This window comes from Mesorhizobium sp. M7A.F.Ca.US.010.02.1.1 (genome assembly GCF_004023085.1).
GTDB lineage: Bacteria > Pseudomonadota > Alphaproteobacteria > Rhizobiales > Rhizobiaceae > Mesorhizobium.
On the sequence record NZ_RZRV01000045.1, the window covers coordinates 1 to 17,997 of the forward strand.

Below are 17,997 nucleotides of genomic sequence, written 5' to 3' on the forward strand. Positions count from 1 at the left end.
AGAGCCTCAAGGCCAGCATCGAGGATTACATCCACTACTACAATCATGATCGCATCAAACTGAAACTGAAAGGGCTGAGCCCTGTGCAATACAGAACCCAGCCCTTAAATCTGCCGCCACCTTAAACTGTCCAACTTTAAGGGGTCAGTTCACAAGGCCGGGTTCTCAGAAACAACAACGATGACAGCAGGCCTCAGCTCACCTTGACCTTGGACGCCTCGTCCTCGGCCAGCTTCTGCTGGAACATCTGGGCGAAGTCGATCGGGTCGAGCATCAGCGGCGGGAAGCCGCCATTGCGGGTTGCCTCGGCGATGATCTGCCGGGCGAACGGGAACAAAAGGCGCGGGCATTCGATGAACAGGATCGGCAGCATGTGCTCCTGCGGAAAGCCTGCGATGGCGAACACGCCGCCATAGACCAGCTCGACATTGAACAGCACTTCCTGGTCGAAGGACGCCTTGGCGTTCAGCGTCAGATTGACGTCGAACTGCTTGTCGGAGAGCGGGTTGGCGTTGACGTTGACGTTGATGGCGATGCCCGGCGCCTTGTCGCGGCCGCGCAGCGAATTCGGCGCGCCGGGGCTTTCGAACGACAGGTCCTTCACATATTGCGCCAGAACGTTGAGCGACGGCTGCGCCGCATTGCCGTTTCCGTTGGCTGCGCCGACCGGCGCGTCATCCTTGCTGGCCATAAGCCTTGTCCTCTTGCCTGGGCAGCGTCGCTGACCGAATTGAAATCGGGCGTTCGCTACCATGGCGGGGATGACAAGACAAGGTTTGCCGCCTTGCTTCTCGGCTGCGGATATAGATGGGACGGCGCCCTAATCGTCCTTCAGGCGGCGCCACGGCGAGTTGTGATCCGGGCCGCGCTTCAGATCGTCCTCGCGCGAATAGTCGCCGTCTTCGAGGTCGATGACCCTGTCGCGCTGGCGGCTGCGAAAACCGCCGGTCGAGAAATCGGTGGCGACGACAATACGGCCCTTGAACCGGTTCCAGGCAAAGTCGCGCAATGGCGGCAGGAACAGAAGCAGGCCGATGATGTCTGATATGAAGCCGGGGATGATCAGGAGGATCGCCGCAACCACGATCATGGCGCCGTGCGCAAGGTGGCGGCTTGGGTTCTGGCCGGCGGCCATCTCGGTGCGGATGCGGGCCATGACACCAAAGCCCTGGTACCGGAGCAAAAGCACGCCGGCGATGCTCGAGGCCAGCACGAGGCCGACCGTCGCCAGCGCGCCGACCTCACGGCCGACGATGACGAAACCGGCGATTTCCAGCAGCGGAAGCGCGAGGAGAAAGAAGGGAAGCAGCGAAATGCGCAAGTCTTGCCAACCTTTTTTCGATTGTTATGACGTTTCGATTGTTTTGGCCGCCAGTTGGCAATCGCCGCTGGCACTGAGGCTGTTAGATAGGTATGCCTGCCTTTGATTTGAATGATTGCGCCTTGCGTTCTATATGCTTTGAATGTTGAACGCTATGCGACCGTGGCCATTAGGCCTGACGGTCCGGCCACAGGGCAGGGATTGATTGGCGGAAGATATGGGATTCTTCGACTTCGGCACGATTTTCTTCCTGATTGCGGCGGTGGTCATCTTTTTCCAGCTGCGCAATGTGCTGGGCCGCCGCACCGGCAGCGAACGGCCGCCCTTCGATCCCTATTCGGCGGCTCGCACCGGCGACAAGGATGCCGCCCAGAAATCAGAAAATGTCGTCTCGCTGCCGCGCAAGCGCCCGCCAGGCGAGCCGGCTCCCGACACCTATGCCGCGATCGACGCTTTCGCCAAGCCCGATACCGACCTCAACAAGGGCCTGCGCACGATCAAGGACAATGATCCGTCCTTCGAGCCGAAGGGTTTCGTCGACGGCGCCAAGATGGCTTACGAGATGATCGTCATGGCCTATGCCGACGGCGATCGCAAAACGCTGAAGAACCTGTTGTCGCGCGAGGTCTATGACGGTTTTGTCGCCGCCATCGGCGAGCGCGAGGCCAAGGCGGAAAAGATCCAGTCCTCCTTCGTCGGCATCGACAAGGCCGACATCGTCTCGGCCGAGATGAAGGGCGGCGAGGCGCATGTCACGCTGCGCATCATCAGCGAGCTGATTTCGGCGACCCGCGACAAGGCCGGCGCGGTCATCGACGGCGACCCGGAAACCGTCGCAGAGGTCAAGGATGTCTGGACCTTCGCCCGCGACACGCGCTCGCGCGACCCGAACTGGAAGCTCGTCGCCACCGAGGAAGAAGACTAGTTCGGAAACACGCGGCGAGGCTCCGGTGTCGCTATCGCCTCTTTTTGTCGAGAAAGCCTTCGGCGACCTGCCCGGCTGGGGAGATGACGACCATTCGGCGGCTTTCGCCGCCTTTCGCCGCTCGGCCTTCCATGTCCTGACCAAACCCTATCGCAGTGGTGCGCTCGGCATCGACTTCGACGCCTTTGCCGATGCCTACGCCAAGGCCCGGACCGTTTCGCCGGCGAATCAGTCGCCGACCCGCGGGGAAGCCCGCGCCTTCTTCGAGCGCCATTTCGTCCCGGCGCTTATCCCCGCCGAACATGCCGGCGCCGGGCTCGTCACTGGTTTCTATGAGCCGCAGGTCGAGGCGTCACCGGTGCGCACGGATCGGTTTTCGGTGCCGTTGCTGTCGCGCCCGGCCGATCTCGTCGATATCGACGAGAGCAACCGGCCGCCCGGCCTGGATCCCTACCTCGCTTTCGCGCGCCAGACGCCGAGCGGGCCGGTCGAGTATCCCGACCGTGGCGAGATCGAGCGTGGCGCGCTCGACGGCAAGGGTCTGGAAATCGCCTGGCTGGCCGACAAGGTCGATGCCTTCTTCATTCACGTGCAAGGTGCCGCACGCCTCGCCATGACCGACGGCCGGCTTGTCCGCGTCACCTATGCCGCCAAATCCGGCCAGCGCTTCACCGGATCCGGCAAGATCTTGAGCGAGCTTGGCGAGATCCCGCTGGAGAAGGTGACGATGCAGTCGATCCGCGCCTGGTTCAAGGCGCATCCGGGCCGCGTCGACGAGATCCTGCGGCAGAACCGCTCTTACATCTTCTTCCGCGAGGCCGATGTCGAGGACGCGGCCCTTGGCCCGATCGCCGCCGCCAAGGTGCCGCTGACGCCGGGCCGCTCGATCGCCGTCGACCGCCTGCTGCATACATTCGGCACGCCTTTTTACATCGACGCACCGACGCTGACTGCTTTCGACGCAGAACCGTTCCGCCGGCTGATGATCGCGCAGGACACCGGCTCGGCCATCACCGGGTCCGCGCGGGGCGACCTGTTCGCCGGTTCGGGCGATGCCGCGGGCGAGATCGCCGGCGTGGTCCGCAATGCCGCGGATTTTTATGCGCTGATCCCGCGCGCGCTCGTTGCAGGTGCGGTCCGATGACCCGGCGCCCGGACAAGCTCAGCGAGGACGACCGGGTTCTGTGGAACCTGGTGGCGCGCACGGCCAAGCCGCTGAAGGGCAAATTTGCCGTCGACATCCCTGAAATCCCTGCCGAGGTCAGGCCAAGTCAGCCGCAACCGGTTCAGCCCATGGCCAATCCCGGGGCAGCCAAACCAAAGACGCAGCATGTCGCGCATGCGCTCGACGAACCGACCTTGGACAAGCTGTCGAAGGGCCGGCTGCCGATCGAGGGCCGCGTCGATCTGCACGGCCTGACCCAGGACGAGGCCTATTCGCTGCTGTTTTCATTCCTGCACCGGGCGCATGCCGGCGGCGTCCGCTATGTCCTGGTCATCACCGGCAAGGGCTCGTCCTCCGGCGGCGATGGCGTGTTGCGGCGCGCGGTACCGGCCTGGCTGTCGACGCCCGCCTTCCGGCCGCTGGTCTCCAGCCACGACCATGCCGCCCGCAATCATGGCGGTTCGGGTGCGCTCTATATCCGCCTGCGGCGGGCGCGCCTGTGAGGAGCTCTATCATGAGGGTGGGGACATGACCCCGTTCGGAGAGAAGCTGCGGACGCTTAGGAGCGAACGCGGTGTCCGCCAGAAGGACATGGCGGCGGCGATCGGCGTCAGCGCCGCCTATCTATCGGCGCTCGAACATGGCAGGCGCGGTGCCCCGACCTGGACGCTGATCCAGAAGATCATCGGCTATTTCAACATCATCTGGGACGATGCCGAGGAACTGGCGCGGCTGGCCGAGGCCTCGCATCCGCGTGTAAAACTCGACACGTCGGGTCTTTCCCCCGCCGCCACCGAGCTTGCCAATCTGCTGGCGGAAAACATCGAGAAACTCGACGAAACCGAGCTCCGCCGCATCACCGCATCGATCCGCGCGGCGTTAAACCAGCGGCCGTAGTCCGACGATCCGAGCGTGATGCAAGTTCGCCTGCTTCAGAAGGAAACTGCCCGCCGGCGGACCGCCAGCGGGCACAGTGGTGAGATCACTTCTTGCCGGCCGTGCCGCCATTTCCGCCCCGGCCGTGATCGCCATTGCCGCCATGGCCATTGTTTCCGCCACCCAGGCAGTCCGACGCCCCGGCATCACCGCAACAGCGGCCGGCCCAGAGGTCGTTGAGGTTGGTTTTGGCACAGCTGGTGGTGGTCTGATCGGCCATGGCGGATCCGGCCATGCTCGACACCGCGAGAGCGGCAAGAAGGGTATTTCGCAGAAAAGCAGTCATCTGAAGTCTCCATGGTTGGTTTCGGTTCACGGCTGTGTGTCGCAGGCCGGAGCGAAATGGTTCACGGAGAAATATAACTTCTGTCATCTACGAGCGAAGCGGGCACGCAGACCCAAGGATCAGATGGGCCGTCAGGCGTTTGGTTGGAGTTTGCCAGCGACCGGGGTGTACTCCCGATATCTCATGGCTCTGCCGGGCAGCCCTCATCGGCAAAGAGTATCACGGTTCGTCGATGACGACGCAACTTGTGCGACATCCGACGAAAAGCCTGCAGGCTCTTCTGTACCAGCCATGGCCTACTTCTCCCCGGAAAACGCGGTACACTATGGGTGGCGAGTGCAGGCGCATCGACTAGACTAGATCCCTTGGGATAAAAGACTTGGGTTTGAATACAGAGACCCGGGAACATCTGATAGGATTTCAGACTGTCAGCTATCCCACATCCGGGGTTGAACTTCACATGGTCGACGGCATCCGAGAATACCCGCGTGATCAATAGAAGGCGCTCGGCTGTCGACCTCGAGAGGATGTACCCGCCGGACCCGAATGCGAAGCCGCGAAGAAGCCCCAATTTGAAGTCTCCAGACAGCAGCTTGACAGCGCGGTCAAGCCATACCCCCCGTCCAGCAATCGCCTCGATCTTTACGATGTCCGCGCCTGCTGGAATCCATGTGGTGTCATCGCCAAGAAACAGATCCGCATGCCTGGACATCAACACGTCGTCCTCGAAAACACAGCCGTAGGGGTCTGCTTCCGAGGCGATCCTTTCCCAACACCGGCGATGGCTCAAGAAGCAGCCTACCTCTTCCGGCGTCATTGTGGCCGCCCCGAAAACGGGCTTGTAGACATCGGAGATGTCGGTCGGGCTCAGCAGTCGTCCGTCCACCGCCGAGACTCGCTCGAAGCTAAGCCCGACAGACGCGAATCGATCAGTCATCCGCACCAGTCTATCGGAACTGCGGTCCAGGTTGATCACATAGGATCTCATTGATTATTCTCGTTTGCCAGGAGCACGCACCAGCTCATCAGCGATGAACTTTTTGCGCCGGTTGTCAGTGAGGATGATATTGAGGAAGTGGAGCGATCGAGCGTGGCCTAGAGTCGCCGTGACGGAGCTTCGCTCTTGCTTCGCCCTAGGATGACGAAGCGATGGATGCTTCCGGCAAACGCCGTATTACTGCACCGCGCCGACCAGAACCTGCTGGCCACCGCGGATCGAGACCCAGCGGCCGGTGTTGTCGATCGCCTGCCGCTTGAGGAAGCGGTAACCGGTCGCGTCCCATGGTTTGACCTTGTCGGTCAGATTGTCGAGCACATAGTCGCCCTCGTCGGTGCGCACCGTCAGCACGGCGTGACCCTCGCCGTCGGGCTTGCGCACGACGGTGATCAGAAGATCGGCAAGCGAGATGCTCATGCGCGAAAGCTGGCGCCGCTTTTCCAGCACATAGTCCTCGCAATCGCCGACGCCCTTGTCGGGATAGGCCCAGACCTCGTCCTTGCCGTAGATATCCATGTCGCTCATCGGCTTGACGGCGGCGTTGACCCTGGCGGTGACATTGAGAAGCTTGCGCATCAGCCCGTCGCTCATCGGAGCCGGCGCCAGATTGGTCGGGCGGATCGAGCACTCGCCCGGATGCAGCTTGCAGAAATCATAGTGGCCGATCGGCTGCGAGGTGAGCCCCCCGGTCGCCATCGCTCCACCCGCCAAAGCCGGTGCCACCCAGCCCGCCGTCATTGCCAGCCCGGCCGCCACATACACGCGCAGCCGTCGCGCCATCGATGAGGAAATCATTGTCCCCGCTCACCCTTTGTTATTAACGAAAGGTTAAGGGGGATTTACAGTCCGTGTCAATTACGACGACGGTCGGATTGTCGGCATGGTTACCCGAGGGGCTGGACAGCGGCACTTGTGCAACAGAATCGGCCAGCCAGTCGGCTTTTACCGTCCAATTTCACGGTTTATCGCCGTTAAGCTTGGTTTATGCAGGTCATCTTCCCAAAACCCCGCAATTTTGGGCGGCCTTGCATTATCTCTTGGCGGCGCGGACCAGCTTCGGTTTCACCGCGACACGCTCCTGGCGGCCATAGCTGGTGATGAAGTCGACGATGCGCGGCACGATTTCGGAACGGAAGCGCGAACCGTTGAACACGCCGTAATGGCCAACCGCCGGCTGCATGTAGTGGGCATGCCTGTCTGCCGGGATGTTGGGGCACAGATCATGCGCCGCCTTGGTCTGGCCAAGGCCCGATATGTCGTCGTTTTCGCCTTCGACCGTGAACAGCGCGACGTTGCGGATCGCCGACGGATCAATCCTGGTGCCGCGATGCGTCATCTCGCCCTTGGGCAAGGCCTGGCGCACGAAGACCGTGTCGACGGTCTGCAGGTAGAATTCCGCCGTCAGGTCCATGACGGCAAGATACTCGTCGTAGAAATCCCGGTGCTTCTCGGCATTGTCGCCATCATGCTTCACCAGATGCATGAAGAAGTCCTTGTGAGCGATGATGTGGCGGTCGAGGTTCATGCTCATGAAGCCGGACAGCTGCAGGAAGCCTGGATAGACCTCGCGGCCGAAGCCCGGCACCGGCCAGGGCGCCTGCATCACGACATTGTCGCGGAACCAGTCGATGCCCTTTTCCTGCGCCAGCAGATTGACCGCGGTCGGGTTGCTGCGGGTGTCGATCGGGCCGCCCATCAAGGTCATGGTCGAGGGCACGAAGGGGTCGCCCTTGGTTTCCATCAGCGCCACGGCGGCCAGCACCGGCACGGAAGGCTGGCACACCGCCATCACATGCGTGTCCGGCCCCAGCGTGTGCAGCATGTCGATGACATAGTCGATGTAGTCGTCGAGATCGAATTGGCCGTCGGCAAGCGGCACCATGCGGGCATCGACCCAGTCGGTGATGTGCACGTCGGCATAGGGTAGCATGGCTTCGACCGTGCCGCGCAGCAGCGTCGCATAGTGGCCCGACATCGGCGCCACGATCAGAAGCTTCGGATCGGGCTTGCGTCCGGCGGGGACCGTGCGCTCGAAGCGGACGAGATTGCAGAACGGCTTCGACCAGACGGTCTTTTCAGTGACCTCGACGCTCTTCCAGTCGACCACGGTCTTGGTCAGGCCGAAGGCCGGCTTGCCGTAGCGGCGCGTGGTGCGCTCGAACAGTTCGGCCGTCGCCGCGATCGAACGGCCCCATTGCGTGTGGGAAAACGGATTGAGCGGATTGGAGTAAAACATCCGCACCGCGTCGGCATAGAGGCGCGCCGGCTGCAGGGCGGCGTGGTTCATCTCATAGAGCTGGTAGAACATCGAGAACCCCGCTGCTGCCTGCGACCGAAGGGACGGCGAGCCGCGCCGAGCCCTAGATGTCTCGCGGGGAAGTTAACAACTAATTGCTGCGATGCAATACGTCACGCGGCGTGACCAATGCTTCTTTGGTTCAAGACCGTGGAAATCGGGGCCGAACGATGCGAGCCGGCTCAGTGTGCGACTGCGAAATGTGTAGGCAATGTGTCCGGCCTATGTTGCCGGACACAGAAAACTCTAGACGCGCGCCATGCACACGGAAGTATGGCCGGAGCCGATGAAGCCGAGCTGGCCGGCCGCACCCTTCGACAGGTCGAGCACGCGTCCCTTGATGAACGGACCGCGATCGTTGATGCGCACGACGACGCTGCGGCCGTTGTTCTTGTTGGTCACCCTGAGCTTGGTGCCGAAAGGCAAGGTGCGATGCGCGGCGGTCAGCGCTGACGGGTTCATGCGCTCGCCCGATGCGGTCTTGGAGTGCAGGGCGTACCATGAGGCGCGGCCGCACTGGGCGGCGGCGGTCGCCGAAGAAGCGCCGACCATGAGGCCAGCAGCGATCGTTACCGCGACAAGCGCGGTCTGTTTTGGGTTCTTCATATTTGGGGGATGGCTCCGTTTTTGACAGACCCCAGCCGTTAGGTGCCAAATAAGGCGCGAAATGCGGCAGTCATCTGGCGGTTCCGTGGCAATGGCACACGTTTGGAGTCGCTAGGTAACAGTCTGTCAGGGATCTTCCGGCACGCGATGATCAATCAATGATGATCTTTGTCCTGCTGCCAGGCATCCGTTTGACAAGATCGAACATTAATATCCAAGTAGAGTCCGGCACAGTCGGGCCACTTCCTTCGGCTCTTTTATCGCGGCCCCGATGCTGCAACCAATCGACTTCAAAAGGGAGATCCGGCAATGAGGTCGACCAAAAATCTGCTGGCGTTGATTGTGCTTGCCGTCGGCGCGCTGTGGTCGCTGCAAGGCACCGGCGTGGTCGGCGGCAGCTTCATGACCGGCCAGTCGCAATGGCTCTATATCGGCGTCGTCACCATGCTGGTCGGGCTGGTGGATTGGTGTGGGCGAACCGGTAGGGGTGAGCTGCAGAACGCGAGGCGGCGATCCTTGGGGGGCGCTGTCCCGCCGACGTCTCGAAGCTAGCCTCTTCCCCCAACAACCCTACCCGAACAGCCGGTCCAAGATCTTGCCCTCCAGCCGGGCCAACTCGACCGAACCGCGCCGGCGCGGCCGTTCCACGGGCACATCCAGATCAAGCGCGATCCGGCCTTCGCTGATCACCACGACCCGATCGGCCAGCGCGACGGCTTCGGCGACATCATGCGTGACCAGCACAGCCGTGAACTTCTGCGCGATCCAGATGCGTTCCAGAAGCTGCTGCATCTCGATGCGGGTCAGGGCGTCGAGTGCGCCGAGCGGCTCGTCGAGAGCCAGGATCTGCGGGTGGCCGACCAGCGCGCGGGCCAGCGCCACGCGCTGCTTCTGACCCCCGGACAGCACCGAAGGCCATTCGTCGGCCCGATCGGCAAGCCCGACCTCGCCGAGAATGTCGAGCGCGCGTTGCCTTGCCTCCGCGCCGGAAGCAATCCCGGTCAGCCCGACCTCGACGTTTTTCACCACGCTGGCCCAGGGCAGGAGCCGTGGCTCCTGGAACATGAAGCGCGTGCGGCTGTGTCCTTCCTCTTCGACGCCGAATGTCAGCGATCCCGATGTCGGCCGGTCGAGCCCGGCCAGAAGCCGCAAAAGCGTGCTCTTGCCGCAGCCGCTCTTGCCGATGACGGCAAGGAACTGTCCGGCCGGCACGTCCAGGTCGATGCCGTCGAGCACGGTCTTGTCGCCGAAGCGCTTGCCGGCTTGCCTGAAGGCAAAGGCCCGCTGCCCTTCGACGGAGCCGATCGGCCGCACCGGCGTGGCGACGAAGGAACGGGCTGCGGTCAGGCTGGCGGCGGTCATGGGCAATCTCTCATCCGTTCTGGAAGGCCGGATGCCAGCCGAGCGACAGCCGCTCGAGCAGGCGGGCGAGGCTGTCGGCGAGCTTGCCGAGCAGCGCGTAGATCAGGATCGACAGCACGACGACGTCGATCAGCAGGAATTCGCGCGCCTGCATGGCCATGTAGCCGAGGCCGGAGCTGGCCGAGATGGTTTCGGCGACGATCAGCGTCAGCCACATGATGCCCAGGGCATAGCGCAGGCCGACGAAGATCGCCGGCAGCGCGCCGGGCAGGATGACGCGGAAGAACAGGGCGCGCCGGTCCATGCCGTAGACGCGGCCCATCTCGACCAGCTGCGGGTCGACGCTCTGGATGCCGAGCAGCGTGTTGACATAGATCGGAAAGAACACGCCGAGCGCCACCAGGAACAGTTTGGCTTCCTCGTCGATGCCGAACCACAGGATGACCAGCGGGATCAGCGCCAGGTGCGGGATGTTGCGGATCATCTGCAGCGTCGTGTCGGTCAGGCCGCGGCTGAGCGTCGACAGCCCGTTGGCAAGGCCAAGCGCAAAGCCGATCGAGCCGCCGATGGCAAAGCCGGCAAGGGCGCGCGCGGTCGAGACCCCGATGTTGCGGATCAGTTCGCCTGACAGCGTCAGCCGCCAGAAGGCTTCGGCGACCGCGCTCGGCGCCGGCAGCACGTTGGCGGGCATGACGCCCGCGCGGCTGGCAATCTCCCAGCCGGCAATAACCAGCGCCGGGAGCAGCCAGCCGATGCCATTGCTGCGCAGGCGCGTGGAAAAGCTCATGACGAAGCCTGCAGGCGGTTGGCGCCATGGAAGCCGACCGAGAATTCGTTGGCGATGTTCTCATGCGCCCGCTGCCGCCTGGTGCCGAGCCCGAGCTTTGGAAACAGAAGCTCGGCGACGCGGTAGGCCTCCTCGAGATGCGGATAGCCCGAGCCGATGATGGTATCGATGCCGATCGCCTGGTATTCCCGGATGCGCTCGGTGATCTGTTCCGGCGTGCCGACCAGCGCCGTGCCGGCGCCGCCGCGCACCAGCCCGACACCGGCCCACAGATTGGGCGAGACGACCAGCCTGTCACGGCGTCCGCCATGCAATTGCGCCATACGGCGCTGGCCGACTGAATCCATCTGGTTGAGGAAGCGCGCCTGCGCGTTTTCGATCTGCGCGTCGGTGACATGGCTGATCAGCCGGTCGGCGGCGCGCCACGCTTCGTCCTCGGTCTCGCGGACGATGAAATGCAGCCTGATGCCGAAACGCAGTTTTCTGCCGCGCCGTGCCGCTTTTGCGCGCGCCGCGGCCAGCTTCTCGGCAACCTGCGCCGGCGGCTCGCCCCAGGTCAGATACATGTCGACGAGGTCGGCGGCGAGGTCCTGGCCTGCGTCCGACGACCCGCCGAAATAGAGCGGCGGCCGCTCCTGGTGCGGCAGAAGGTCGAGGCGGCCACTCTCGACGCGGTAATATTTGCCGTCGAAATTGACCCGCTCGCCCGACACCAGGCCGCGCCAGATGGTCAGGAACTCATGCGCCTGGGCATAGCGCTCGTCATGCGGCAGGAAGACGCCGTCGCCGGCGAGCTCGGTCGGATTGCCGCCGACCACGACATTGAGCAGCAGGCGGCCATTGCTCAAGCGATCGAGGGCGGCGGTCTGGCGCGCGGCGAAAGTCGGCAGCGTGACGCCCGGCCGCAGCGCAACGAGAAACTTCAGCTTTTCGGTCAGCGCCGCGAGACCTGTCGCGGTGATCCAGGAATCCTCGCAGTTCTGACCCGTGGGCAGCAGCACGCCGGGAAAGCCGAGCCGGTCGACCGCTTGCGCGATCTCCTTGAAGTAGCCGAATTCGGGCGGTCGCTGCTGCTCCTCGGAACCGAGATAAGAACCGTCGCCATGCGTCGGGATGAACCAGAAGAAATCGAGCGGTGCGGTGCTGGCAGGCGCGGTCATGTCTGGCACAGTCACGGGCGGATCTCCTGGAGATATGGGTGCAAACGCAAATGGCGCCGGGCGTTCTCACCCGGCGCCGTCAGGGGACAAGTTAGTTGCCGGGTGCTGTCCACACCGCGTCGGAGATGCGGACCGCTTTCGGGATCAGCCCGAGCTTGTAGAAGCGGTCGGCGGTGGCCTGCTGGCCGGCGATGATCTCGTCGGTGATCGGAAAGATGCCGAACTTGGTGCGGTTGGCGGCGATGATCTGCGCGTCGAGCGGCACACCGGTCACCTCATGCAGCGCCGCGGCCACCTTGTCGCGGTTCTGGTCGGCCCATTTCGCCGCCTCGCCAAGGGCCGATATCGTCGTGGTGATGGTTTCGGGGTGCGCCTTGGCGAAATCCTTGTTGGCGAGGAAGTAGGTGTTGACCTTGAGCACCTCGCTGGAGCGAGCCAGCACACGCGGCTGGTAGCGGGTTTCGGCGATGGCGAAGAACGGATCCCAAACGCTCCAGGCATCGATCTGGTCGCTGGCGAAGGCTGCGGCTGCATCCGCCGGGCTGAGATAGACCGGCGTGATCTGGTCGAACGGAATACCGGCCTTTTCCAGTGCGGCGACAAGCAGATTATGCGCGCTGGTGCCCTTGCCGACACCGACGCGCTTGCCCTTGAGATCGGCGACCGACTGAATCGGCGACGCCGGCTTGACGAAGATCGCCTCGCCGTCGCCATTCGACGGCAGTGCCGCCGCATAGACGATGTTGGCGCCGGCCGACTGGCCGAAGATCGGCGGTGCGTCGCCGGTCCAGCCGACATCGATGGCGCCGACATTGAGCGCCTCGACCAGCGGCGGCCCGGCGGTGAACTCGACCCATTTGACCGTCACGCCCTTGTCTTCAAGTGCCTTTTCGATCACCTGCTGCTGCCTGGCGATCACCGGCAGGCCGGTCTTCTGATAGCCGATGCTGAGGTGCTTCAGCTCCTGCGCTGTGGCGCCGGATGACAGGACAACCGTAGCCGCCAGCAGGCCGATGCCGAAAACACGTCTCGTCAGATTGAAAGGCTTGGTCAGATTGAACATTGATCCCTCTCCTTCGCTGCGGATCGGCGCCGGGAAATGGCCTCGCCGGTTGGAAGATGGATCAGGCTAGGTAGTTCTATAAATTTAGTAGAGGAATAATTTTGCGAGATGGACTTGAAGAGCGGATTTGTTTTCTGCCGGCAGCCCCAGCTTTCGTCATCCTAGGGCGAAGCAAGGAGCGAAGCGACGCGGCGCAGACCCTAGGATCCATGCCGTGACGGTGATGCTATGCTCCGGCGGTGCAAGGAACCGAGCGCCTACCAGCCGGTTCCACGAAAGAGCTCGAACCACTCCGGATTGGCCCTCTCGATCAGCTCGATCTTCCATTGTCGTGACTTGTGCTCGGGTACGCGGCGGCCGAGGTCGTTGGTGACACCGATGTAGATCGTACCGCGCTTCTGACTCGCGGTCATGTAAGCATAGCCGGTCATGGTTGAAGGGTAGCCCGCGTGATGGCGTGCAAAGCGACATTTCTGATCCGCCGCATTCTACGACCACCGCCACGGCATGGATCCTAGGGCCTGCGCCGCGTCGCTTCGCTCCTTGCTTCGCCCTAGGATGACGAAGCTTAAGTTAAGCCGTCTTCGTGACACAAGTCGTGCCCCACGCCCTTCACTGCGACCAATACTGCCAGGCCCAGTAAAAACTCTCGTCGCGTGGCGGCAGGCGGTCGCGCTCGGCGTCCCAGCGGACCGGCGTTGGCGATTTCGGTTGCTGTTCTAGCGGCTGGCTTTCCCTGGTCCAGGCGAGAAGCCAGTTGCCGGCTTGAGCGAACAGCACGGCGGTGGAATGGGTCATCGTCATTCTCCTGCTCCTCTGGGCTTCGATCATTCGCGTCCCGCCCACGGGACGAGCACGCGCTCGATCCTGCGGATGGTGAATTCGAGCACGAAGGCGATGGCCGCGATCACCAATATGCCCATCACCACCACGTCGGTGACGAGGAACTGGGCGGCCGACTGGATCATGAAGCCAAGCCCGCGTGTCGCCGCCACCAGTTCGGCGGCGACCAGCGTCGACCAGCCGGCGCCGAGCGCGATGCGCAGTCCGGTCAGGATCGACGGCAGCGCGCTGGGCAGAATGACGTGGCGGACCACTTGGCGCTGGGGAGCACCCAGCGAGCGCGCCGCGTTGATGCGCTCCTGCGAGACGCCGCGAACGCCGGACGCGGTCGACAGCGCCACCGGCGCCAGCATGGCAATGGCGATCACCAGGATCTTGGACGGTTCGCCGATGCCGAACCAGATGATGACCAGCGGCAGGTAGGCGAGCGGCGGGATCGGCCGCAGGAATTCCAGCAGCGGATCGAAGATGCCGCGCCCGATCGTGCTGATGCCGATGGCGAGCCCAACCGGCACGCCGATGAGGATGGCGGCGACCAGCGCGGCGAATACCCGCCACAGGCTGGCGACGGCATGCTGCAGCAGCGTCGCATCGACGAAGCCGTCACGAGCGACGGTGATGAACTTGTTCCACACGGCGGCAGGCGATGGCAGAAACACTGGCGACACCAGTTGCAGGCGGGCCGACAGCGCCCACAGCGCCAGCACCACCAGGATGGTGACAGCGCTGACCGCGCGGGCCGAAACGCCTTTGCGCTTGGGGCTGGGGCGCGACCATGGCACCGACAGGCCGTCGGCCTCGTCGATCTTGTGTCCCGGTCGCTCCGTGTAGGAAGTAACGGTCATGCCGCTTCTCCTTCGAAGATCGCGTCGGTCAACCCGCCGCGCGCCGCGGCAAAAGCCGGATCGGCCTTGATGGTGCGGATCGCCTCGCCCGATGCGTAGCGCCTGGAGAAGCCGGGTTCAAAAGTCCGCACCACGCGGCCCGGGCCGGGCGCCAGCACGACGATGCGGGTGGCCAGCACCAGCGCCTCCTCGACGCCATGCGTCACCATCAGCACGCCGACCTCGCTTGCCGTCCACAGATCGAGCAGCGTCGTCTGCATGCGTTCGCGCGTCAGCGCATCGAGCGCGCCGAGCGGTTCGTCGAGCAGCAGGAATTCGGGTTCGGCGGCGAGCGCCCGGGCCAGGCCGACACGCTGGCGCATGCCGCCGGAAAGCTCCCAGATGCGCTTGTCGCCGGCGTCGGTGAGCTTCACCAGCGCCAGCAGCTCATCGGCGCGCTGGGCCCGCTCGGCTGGCCTGACACCGCGCAGCCTGAGCGCGAAGGCAACGTTTTCGCGCGCCGTCAGCCATGGGAACAAAGCATCGTTCTGGAACACCACCGCCCGGTCCGAGCCCGGCGCAGTGATCGGCTTGCCGTCGATGGAAGCCGTACCTCGCGCCGGCGCGACAAGGCCGGCGGCGACGTTGAGCAGCGAGGTCTTGCCGCAACCGGAACGGCCGACCAGCACGACGAAATCGCCCTTGGCAACATCGATCGACACCCGTTCGACGGCAGGCTCCGCCTGGCCGTCATAGTGGATCGAGACCTTGTCCAGTACGAGATGGGGGTCCAGTACAAGATGGGGGTCCAGTACGAGATGCGGCATGGATGCCTCGCGGTTCGTTGAAATCCGACTGCCCCGGCCCTCGTCAGCGGTTCCGGGGCAGTCAGCACGCGGCGTCAGGGAAGAAGCGCGCGGGCCCGGGTTCAGAGCAATTCCAGGAAAAGTGTAATGCGGTTTTCCGTCCGGAATTGCGTTAAGCGGGTACTAGTTTGAGGCGAGCGCCTCTGTGACGTATTTCGACGACACGTATTTCGAATAGTCGGGAAGCACGGCGTCGATCTTGCCTTGCTCCTTGAGGAAGGCGGATGTCGCTTCCACCGCCTTGACCGTGCCGCCGCCGAGGAATTTGTCGGAGGCCTGTTCTTCGAGCGTCGGGAAGACATAGCCCTTGAGCAACTGCGGCACTTCTTCCAGCTTGGCGCCGGTGATCTTGGCGATCGCGGCCGCCTGCGGCGACGACACCGACCAGGCGTCGGGCTTGGCGAGGAACTCGGCATAGGCGGCGCCCGTCACCTTGACGAAGTCGCGCACTGCCTCAGGGTTCTTTTCGGCGAAGTCGGTGCGCACGATCCAGGCGTCGAAGGTCGGCGCGCCCCAGGCGGCGACCTGCGAGGAATCCAGCACCACCTTGCCGGTCGTCTTGATCTGGCCGAGCGCCGGATCCCAGACATAGGCCGCGTCGATATCGCCGCGGGAAAAGGCCGCCGCGATTTCCGGTGGCCGCAGATTGAGGATCTCGACCGACTTAGGATCGACGCCCTCGTGCTTCAGTGCGGCGAGCAGGCTGTAATGCGTCGTCGAGACGAAGGGCACGGCGACCTTCTTGCCGGCGAGGTCGGCGACCTCAGCGATGCCGGCGCCGTTGCGGGCAACCAGCGCTTCGGATTCGCCGATCAGGCCGACGATGAAGATGGTCTGGATCGGCAGCTCGCGGCTCGCCGCCGCCGCCAGCGGGCTCGAGCCGACATAGCCGATATCGACCGAACCGGAAGCGACCGCGGCGATGACATCGGCGCCGGAATCGAATTTGCGCCAGTCGATGGTGGCCTTCGTCGCCTCTTCATAGGCGCCGTCGGCCTGCGGCACTTTCGAAGGCTCGACTACCGTTTGATAGCCGATGGTGATCTTGAGGTCGTCGGCAAGGGCCGGGCCGAGGAAGGCCGCACCGGCCAGTGCCGCCGACGAGAGCAGAATAATGCGTCGCGAAATGGTGGACATGAAGGGCTCCTGAAAAGAGAAAAACCGGAATGCCCTATGATAGTCAGCTAATTCTATCGCTCTTGTAGAGTTAAATCCTTCCAACCAAGGCGAGCTTGTTAGAAAAAAGCTGTCGGTGCTGGGTGGCGAAGCGGATGTGGCGGCTGCAAGCGATTTCCTGGCTTGATCCAAGCCGTGACGTTGGGGGCTCGGCTACCGTCCGAAGTCTTCCGATGTCGGCGGGACAGCACCGCCCTCTGGCCTGCCGGCCATCTCCCCCGCAAGGAGGGAGATCGCTGTCATCCCGGCTTTCGCCAATCGCCATCGTTGCAGGTGTTGAACCTACGGTGGATCTGCCAATCTCCCCCCTTGCTGGGGAGATGCCCGGCAGGGCAGAGGGGGGTGCTGTCCTGCCAGCGTCCGGCAAGGTCCTGCACGCACCAACGCTCGAAGGAATGGCATGACCTCGATCGCGAACGAGAATTCCTAGTCTTGCCCCTGTCAGGCAAATCCATACCCAAAAAAGCCATGGATTCGAAAACACCTTCCACAGTGCTCCAGCATAAGTATAGTATTCTGATCGACATGAGAGAGTTGGAGTCGGCGATGAGCGGCCACCACATCACCATGATCGCTCGCGGCATGGATCGGCTTTCGCCGTCGCGTCAGTCGATGCCGACCACATCCGGCCCTGGAGGACCATTTTGCCATCCCACTGCTCTCAAAGGGCATTTTTGTGCTTTCGAGGGCACAAGGTCGGGCTAAAATGGCCACAGCGGCTTGAAAACGAAGCAAAATCAACAGTTCTCGGCTTGTACATCATGTCACTAGAATTTATGTGTCATGCGGGCTTGGACGCGGCGGCAACGCACGCCAGGCGTTTTGCAACCGATGGTTCCACGCCGTCGCATGACAGAGAAATTTTGATCTCATGCTCACGAAAAAGGGCAAGTACGGCCTCAAGGCGCTCGTCCATCTCGCGCGATTGCCGGCCGGGCAGCTTGCCTTCGTCAACGACGTCGCCACCGGCAACAACATCCCGAAGAAATTTCTCGACGCCATCCTGGGCGAGTTGCGCAATGCGGGCTTCGTCCAGAGCCGCAAGGGCAAGGATGGTGGCTATCGCCTGGCGCGCCCCGCCGACGAGATCAAGGTCGGCCATGTCGTGCGCGTCCTCGACGGTCCGCTGGCGCCGATCCCCTGCGCCAGCCGCACCCAGTACCAGCGCTGTGAAGATTGCAACGAGGCGACATGCCAAGTCCGACACCTGATGCTCGAGGTCCGGCAGGCGATCGCCGAGGTGCTCGATCAGCGCAGCCTCGCCGAAATGCGCGACATCGTCCTCGACGACCTATCGGTCGCGAAGGGCATCGACGATCTGCCGGTTGCGAGGGACATCGGCGGTCTGCCGGTCGCGGTGAAGGTCCAGGCCTGACACTGGCGC

General features: G+C 63.4%; 23 protein-coding genes. 7 read left to right on the plus strand and 16 right to left on the minus strand.

Annotation, left to right across the window (positions count from 1 at the left end):
* Positions 1–125, plus strand: a 125-nt coding sequence (locus EOA19_RS29665) for an IS3 family transposase (RefSeq protein ID WP_164892907.1), incomplete at its 5' end; no start/stop codon positions are given.
* 68 nt (positions 126–193) lie between these two features.
* Here EOA19_RS29665 and secB read toward each other — a convergent pair.
* Together secB and EOA19_RS29675 are read right to left on the minus strand one after the other, a co-directional pair.
* Positions 194–691: a protein-export chaperone SecB gene (gene secB / locus EOA19_RS29670; RefSeq protein WP_023813420.1), complete on the minus strand. Its 498-nt coding sequence runs from the start codon at positions 689–691 to the stop codon at positions 194–196.
* A 129-nt stretch (positions 692–820) separates the two neighbouring features.
* Positions 821–1,321, minus strand: a complete 501-nt coding sequence (locus EOA19_RS29675) for an FxsA family protein (protein ID WP_023813421.1) — start codon at positions 1,319–1,321, stop codon at positions 821–823.
* A 217-nt stretch (positions 1,322–1,538) separates the two neighbouring features.
* Here EOA19_RS29675 and EOA19_RS29680 point away from each other — a divergent pair, with 217 nt between their 5' ends.
* From EOA19_RS29680 to EOA19_RS29695, 4 genes are read left to right on the plus strand one after another with little or no spacing between them, the layout of a single operon-like run.
* On the plus strand, positions 1,539–2,246 hold the full coding sequence (locus tag EOA19_RS29680) for a Tim44/TimA family putative adaptor protein (RefSeq protein ID WP_023813422.1): 708 nt from the start codon (positions 1,539–1,541) through the stop codon (positions 2,244–2,246).
* 25 nt (positions 2,247–2,271) lie between these two features.
* Positions 2,272–3,390 (plus strand): murein transglycosylase A, encoded by a 1,119-nt coding sequence (locus EOA19_RS29685; protein WP_023813423.1) that lies wholly within the window; start codon positions 2,272–2,274, stop codon positions 3,388–3,390.
* Complete coding sequence (locus tag EOA19_RS29690) at positions 3,387–3,914, plus strand: Smr/MutS family protein (protein ID WP_023813424.1); 528 nt, start codon at positions 3,387–3,389, stop codon at positions 3,912–3,914. The genes EOA19_RS29685 and EOA19_RS29690 overlap by 4 nt, the downstream gene beginning before the upstream one ends.
* A gap of 25 nt (positions 3,915–3,939) precedes the next feature.
* Positions 3,940–4,308 carry a helix-turn-helix transcriptional regulator gene (locus tag EOA19_RS29695; protein WP_013528719.1) on the plus strand — a complete coding sequence of 123 codons (369 nt, stop codon included), beginning with the start codon at positions 3,940–3,942 and terminating at the stop codon, positions 4,306–4,308.
* A gap of 85 nt (positions 4,309–4,393) precedes the next feature.
* Here EOA19_RS29695 and EOA19_RS29700 read toward each other — a convergent pair whose 3' ends face one another.
* From EOA19_RS29700 to EOA19_RS29725, 5 genes are all read right to left on the minus strand, one after another.
* Complete coding sequence (locus EOA19_RS29700; RefSeq protein ID WP_023813425.1) at positions 4,394–4,633, minus strand: hypothetical protein; 240 nt, start codon at positions 4,631–4,633, stop codon at positions 4,394–4,396.
* Positions 4,634–4,814: 181 nt separating this feature from the next.
* Positions 4,815–5,621, minus strand: coding sequence for a glycosyltransferase family 25 protein (locus tag EOA19_RS29705; RefSeq protein ID WP_128305612.1), 807 nt, complete (start codon positions 5,619–5,621; stop codon positions 4,815–4,817).
* Positions 5,622–5,807: 186 nt separating this feature from the next.
* A complete protein-coding gene (locus EOA19_RS29710) occupies positions 5,808–6,425 on the minus strand; it encodes a transglutaminase-like cysteine peptidase (protein WP_128305613.1) in 618 nt (205 codons plus the stop codon).
* A gap of 235 nt (positions 6,426–6,660) precedes the next feature.
* Positions 6,661–7,938 (minus strand): polyhydroxyalkanoate depolymerase, encoded by a 1,278-nt coding sequence (locus tag EOA19_RS29720; protein ID WP_128305614.1) that lies wholly within the window; start codon positions 7,936–7,938, stop codon positions 6,661–6,663.
* 234 nt (positions 7,939–8,172) lie between these two features.
* Positions 8,173–8,532 carry a septal ring lytic transglycosylase RlpA family protein gene (locus EOA19_RS29725; RefSeq protein ID WP_023813428.1) on the minus strand — a complete coding sequence of 120 codons (360 nt, stop codon included), beginning with the start codon at positions 8,530–8,532 and terminating at the stop codon, positions 8,173–8,175.
* A gap of 309 nt (positions 8,533–8,841) precedes the next feature.
* Between EOA19_RS29725 and EOA19_RS35465 the strand changes: the two genes are divergently transcribed.
* Positions 8,842–9,084, plus strand: a complete 243-nt coding sequence (locus EOA19_RS35465; protein ID WP_164893075.1) for a hypothetical protein — start codon at positions 8,842–8,844, stop codon at positions 9,082–9,084.
* Between the two features lie 18 nt (positions 9,085–9,102).
* Here EOA19_RS35465 and EOA19_RS29730 read toward each other — a convergent pair whose 3' ends face one another.
* The 9 genes from EOA19_RS29730 to tauA form a co-directional block, all read right to left on the minus strand.
* A complete protein-coding gene (locus EOA19_RS29730) occupies positions 9,103–9,894 on the minus strand; it encodes an ATP-binding cassette domain-containing protein (protein ID WP_127268050.1) in 792 nt (263 codons plus the stop codon).
* Positions 9,895–9,904: 10 nt separating this feature from the next.
* The gene (locus EOA19_RS29735; RefSeq protein WP_128305615.1) at positions 9,905–10,681 is read right to left on the minus strand and encodes an ABC transporter permease subunit; all 777 of its coding nucleotides are present in this window, start codon (positions 10,679–10,681) and stop codon (positions 9,905–9,907) included.
* Positions 10,678–11,841: an FMNH2-dependent alkanesulfonate monooxygenase gene (gene ssuD / locus EOA19_RS29740; RefSeq protein WP_164893076.1), complete on the minus strand. Its 1,164-nt coding sequence runs from the start codon at positions 11,839–11,841 to the stop codon at positions 10,678–10,680. Before ssuD ends, EOA19_RS29735 begins: the two co-directional genes overlap by 4 nt.
* 91 nt (positions 11,842–11,932) lie before the next feature.
* Positions 11,933–12,904: a sulfonate ABC transporter substrate-binding protein gene (locus tag EOA19_RS29745; protein ID WP_128305617.1), complete on the minus strand. Its 972-nt coding sequence runs from the start codon at positions 12,902–12,904 to the stop codon at positions 11,933–11,935.
* 257 nt (positions 12,905–13,161) lie between these two features.
* Positions 13,162–13,335, minus strand: coding sequence for a GIY-YIG nuclease family protein (locus EOA19_RS29750; RefSeq protein ID WP_128305618.1), 174 nt, complete (start codon positions 13,333–13,335; stop codon positions 13,162–13,164).
* A 181-nt stretch (positions 13,336–13,516) separates the two neighbouring features.
* Positions 13,517–13,702, minus strand: a complete 186-nt coding sequence (locus EOA19_RS29755; RefSeq protein WP_013528709.1) for a hypothetical protein — start codon at positions 13,700–13,702, stop codon at positions 13,517–13,519.
* A gap of 29 nt (positions 13,703–13,731) precedes the next feature.
* On the minus strand, positions 13,732–14,592 hold the full coding sequence (locus EOA19_RS29760) for an ABC transporter permease subunit (protein WP_128305619.1): 861 nt from the start codon (positions 14,590–14,592) through the stop codon (positions 13,732–13,734).
* On the minus strand, positions 14,589–15,398 hold the full coding sequence (locus EOA19_RS29765; RefSeq protein WP_128305620.1) for a taurine ABC transporter ATP-binding protein: 810 nt from the start codon (positions 15,396–15,398) through the stop codon (positions 14,589–14,591). Before EOA19_RS29765 ends, EOA19_RS29760 begins: the two co-directional genes overlap by 4 nt.
* A 162-nt stretch (positions 15,399–15,560) precedes the next feature.
* Positions 15,561–16,574, minus strand: coding sequence for a taurine ABC transporter substrate-binding protein (gene tauA, locus EOA19_RS29770; RefSeq protein ID WP_128305621.1), 1,014 nt, complete (start codon positions 16,572–16,574; stop codon positions 15,561–15,563).
* A gap of 910 nt (positions 16,575–17,484) precedes the next feature.
* Between tauA and EOA19_RS29775 the strand changes: the two genes are divergently transcribed.
* Positions 17,485–17,988 (plus strand): Rrf2 family transcriptional regulator, encoded by a 504-nt coding sequence (locus EOA19_RS29775; RefSeq protein ID WP_128305622.1) that lies wholly within the window; start codon positions 17,485–17,487, stop codon positions 17,986–17,988.
* Positions 17,989–17,997 lie beyond the last annotated feature (9 nt).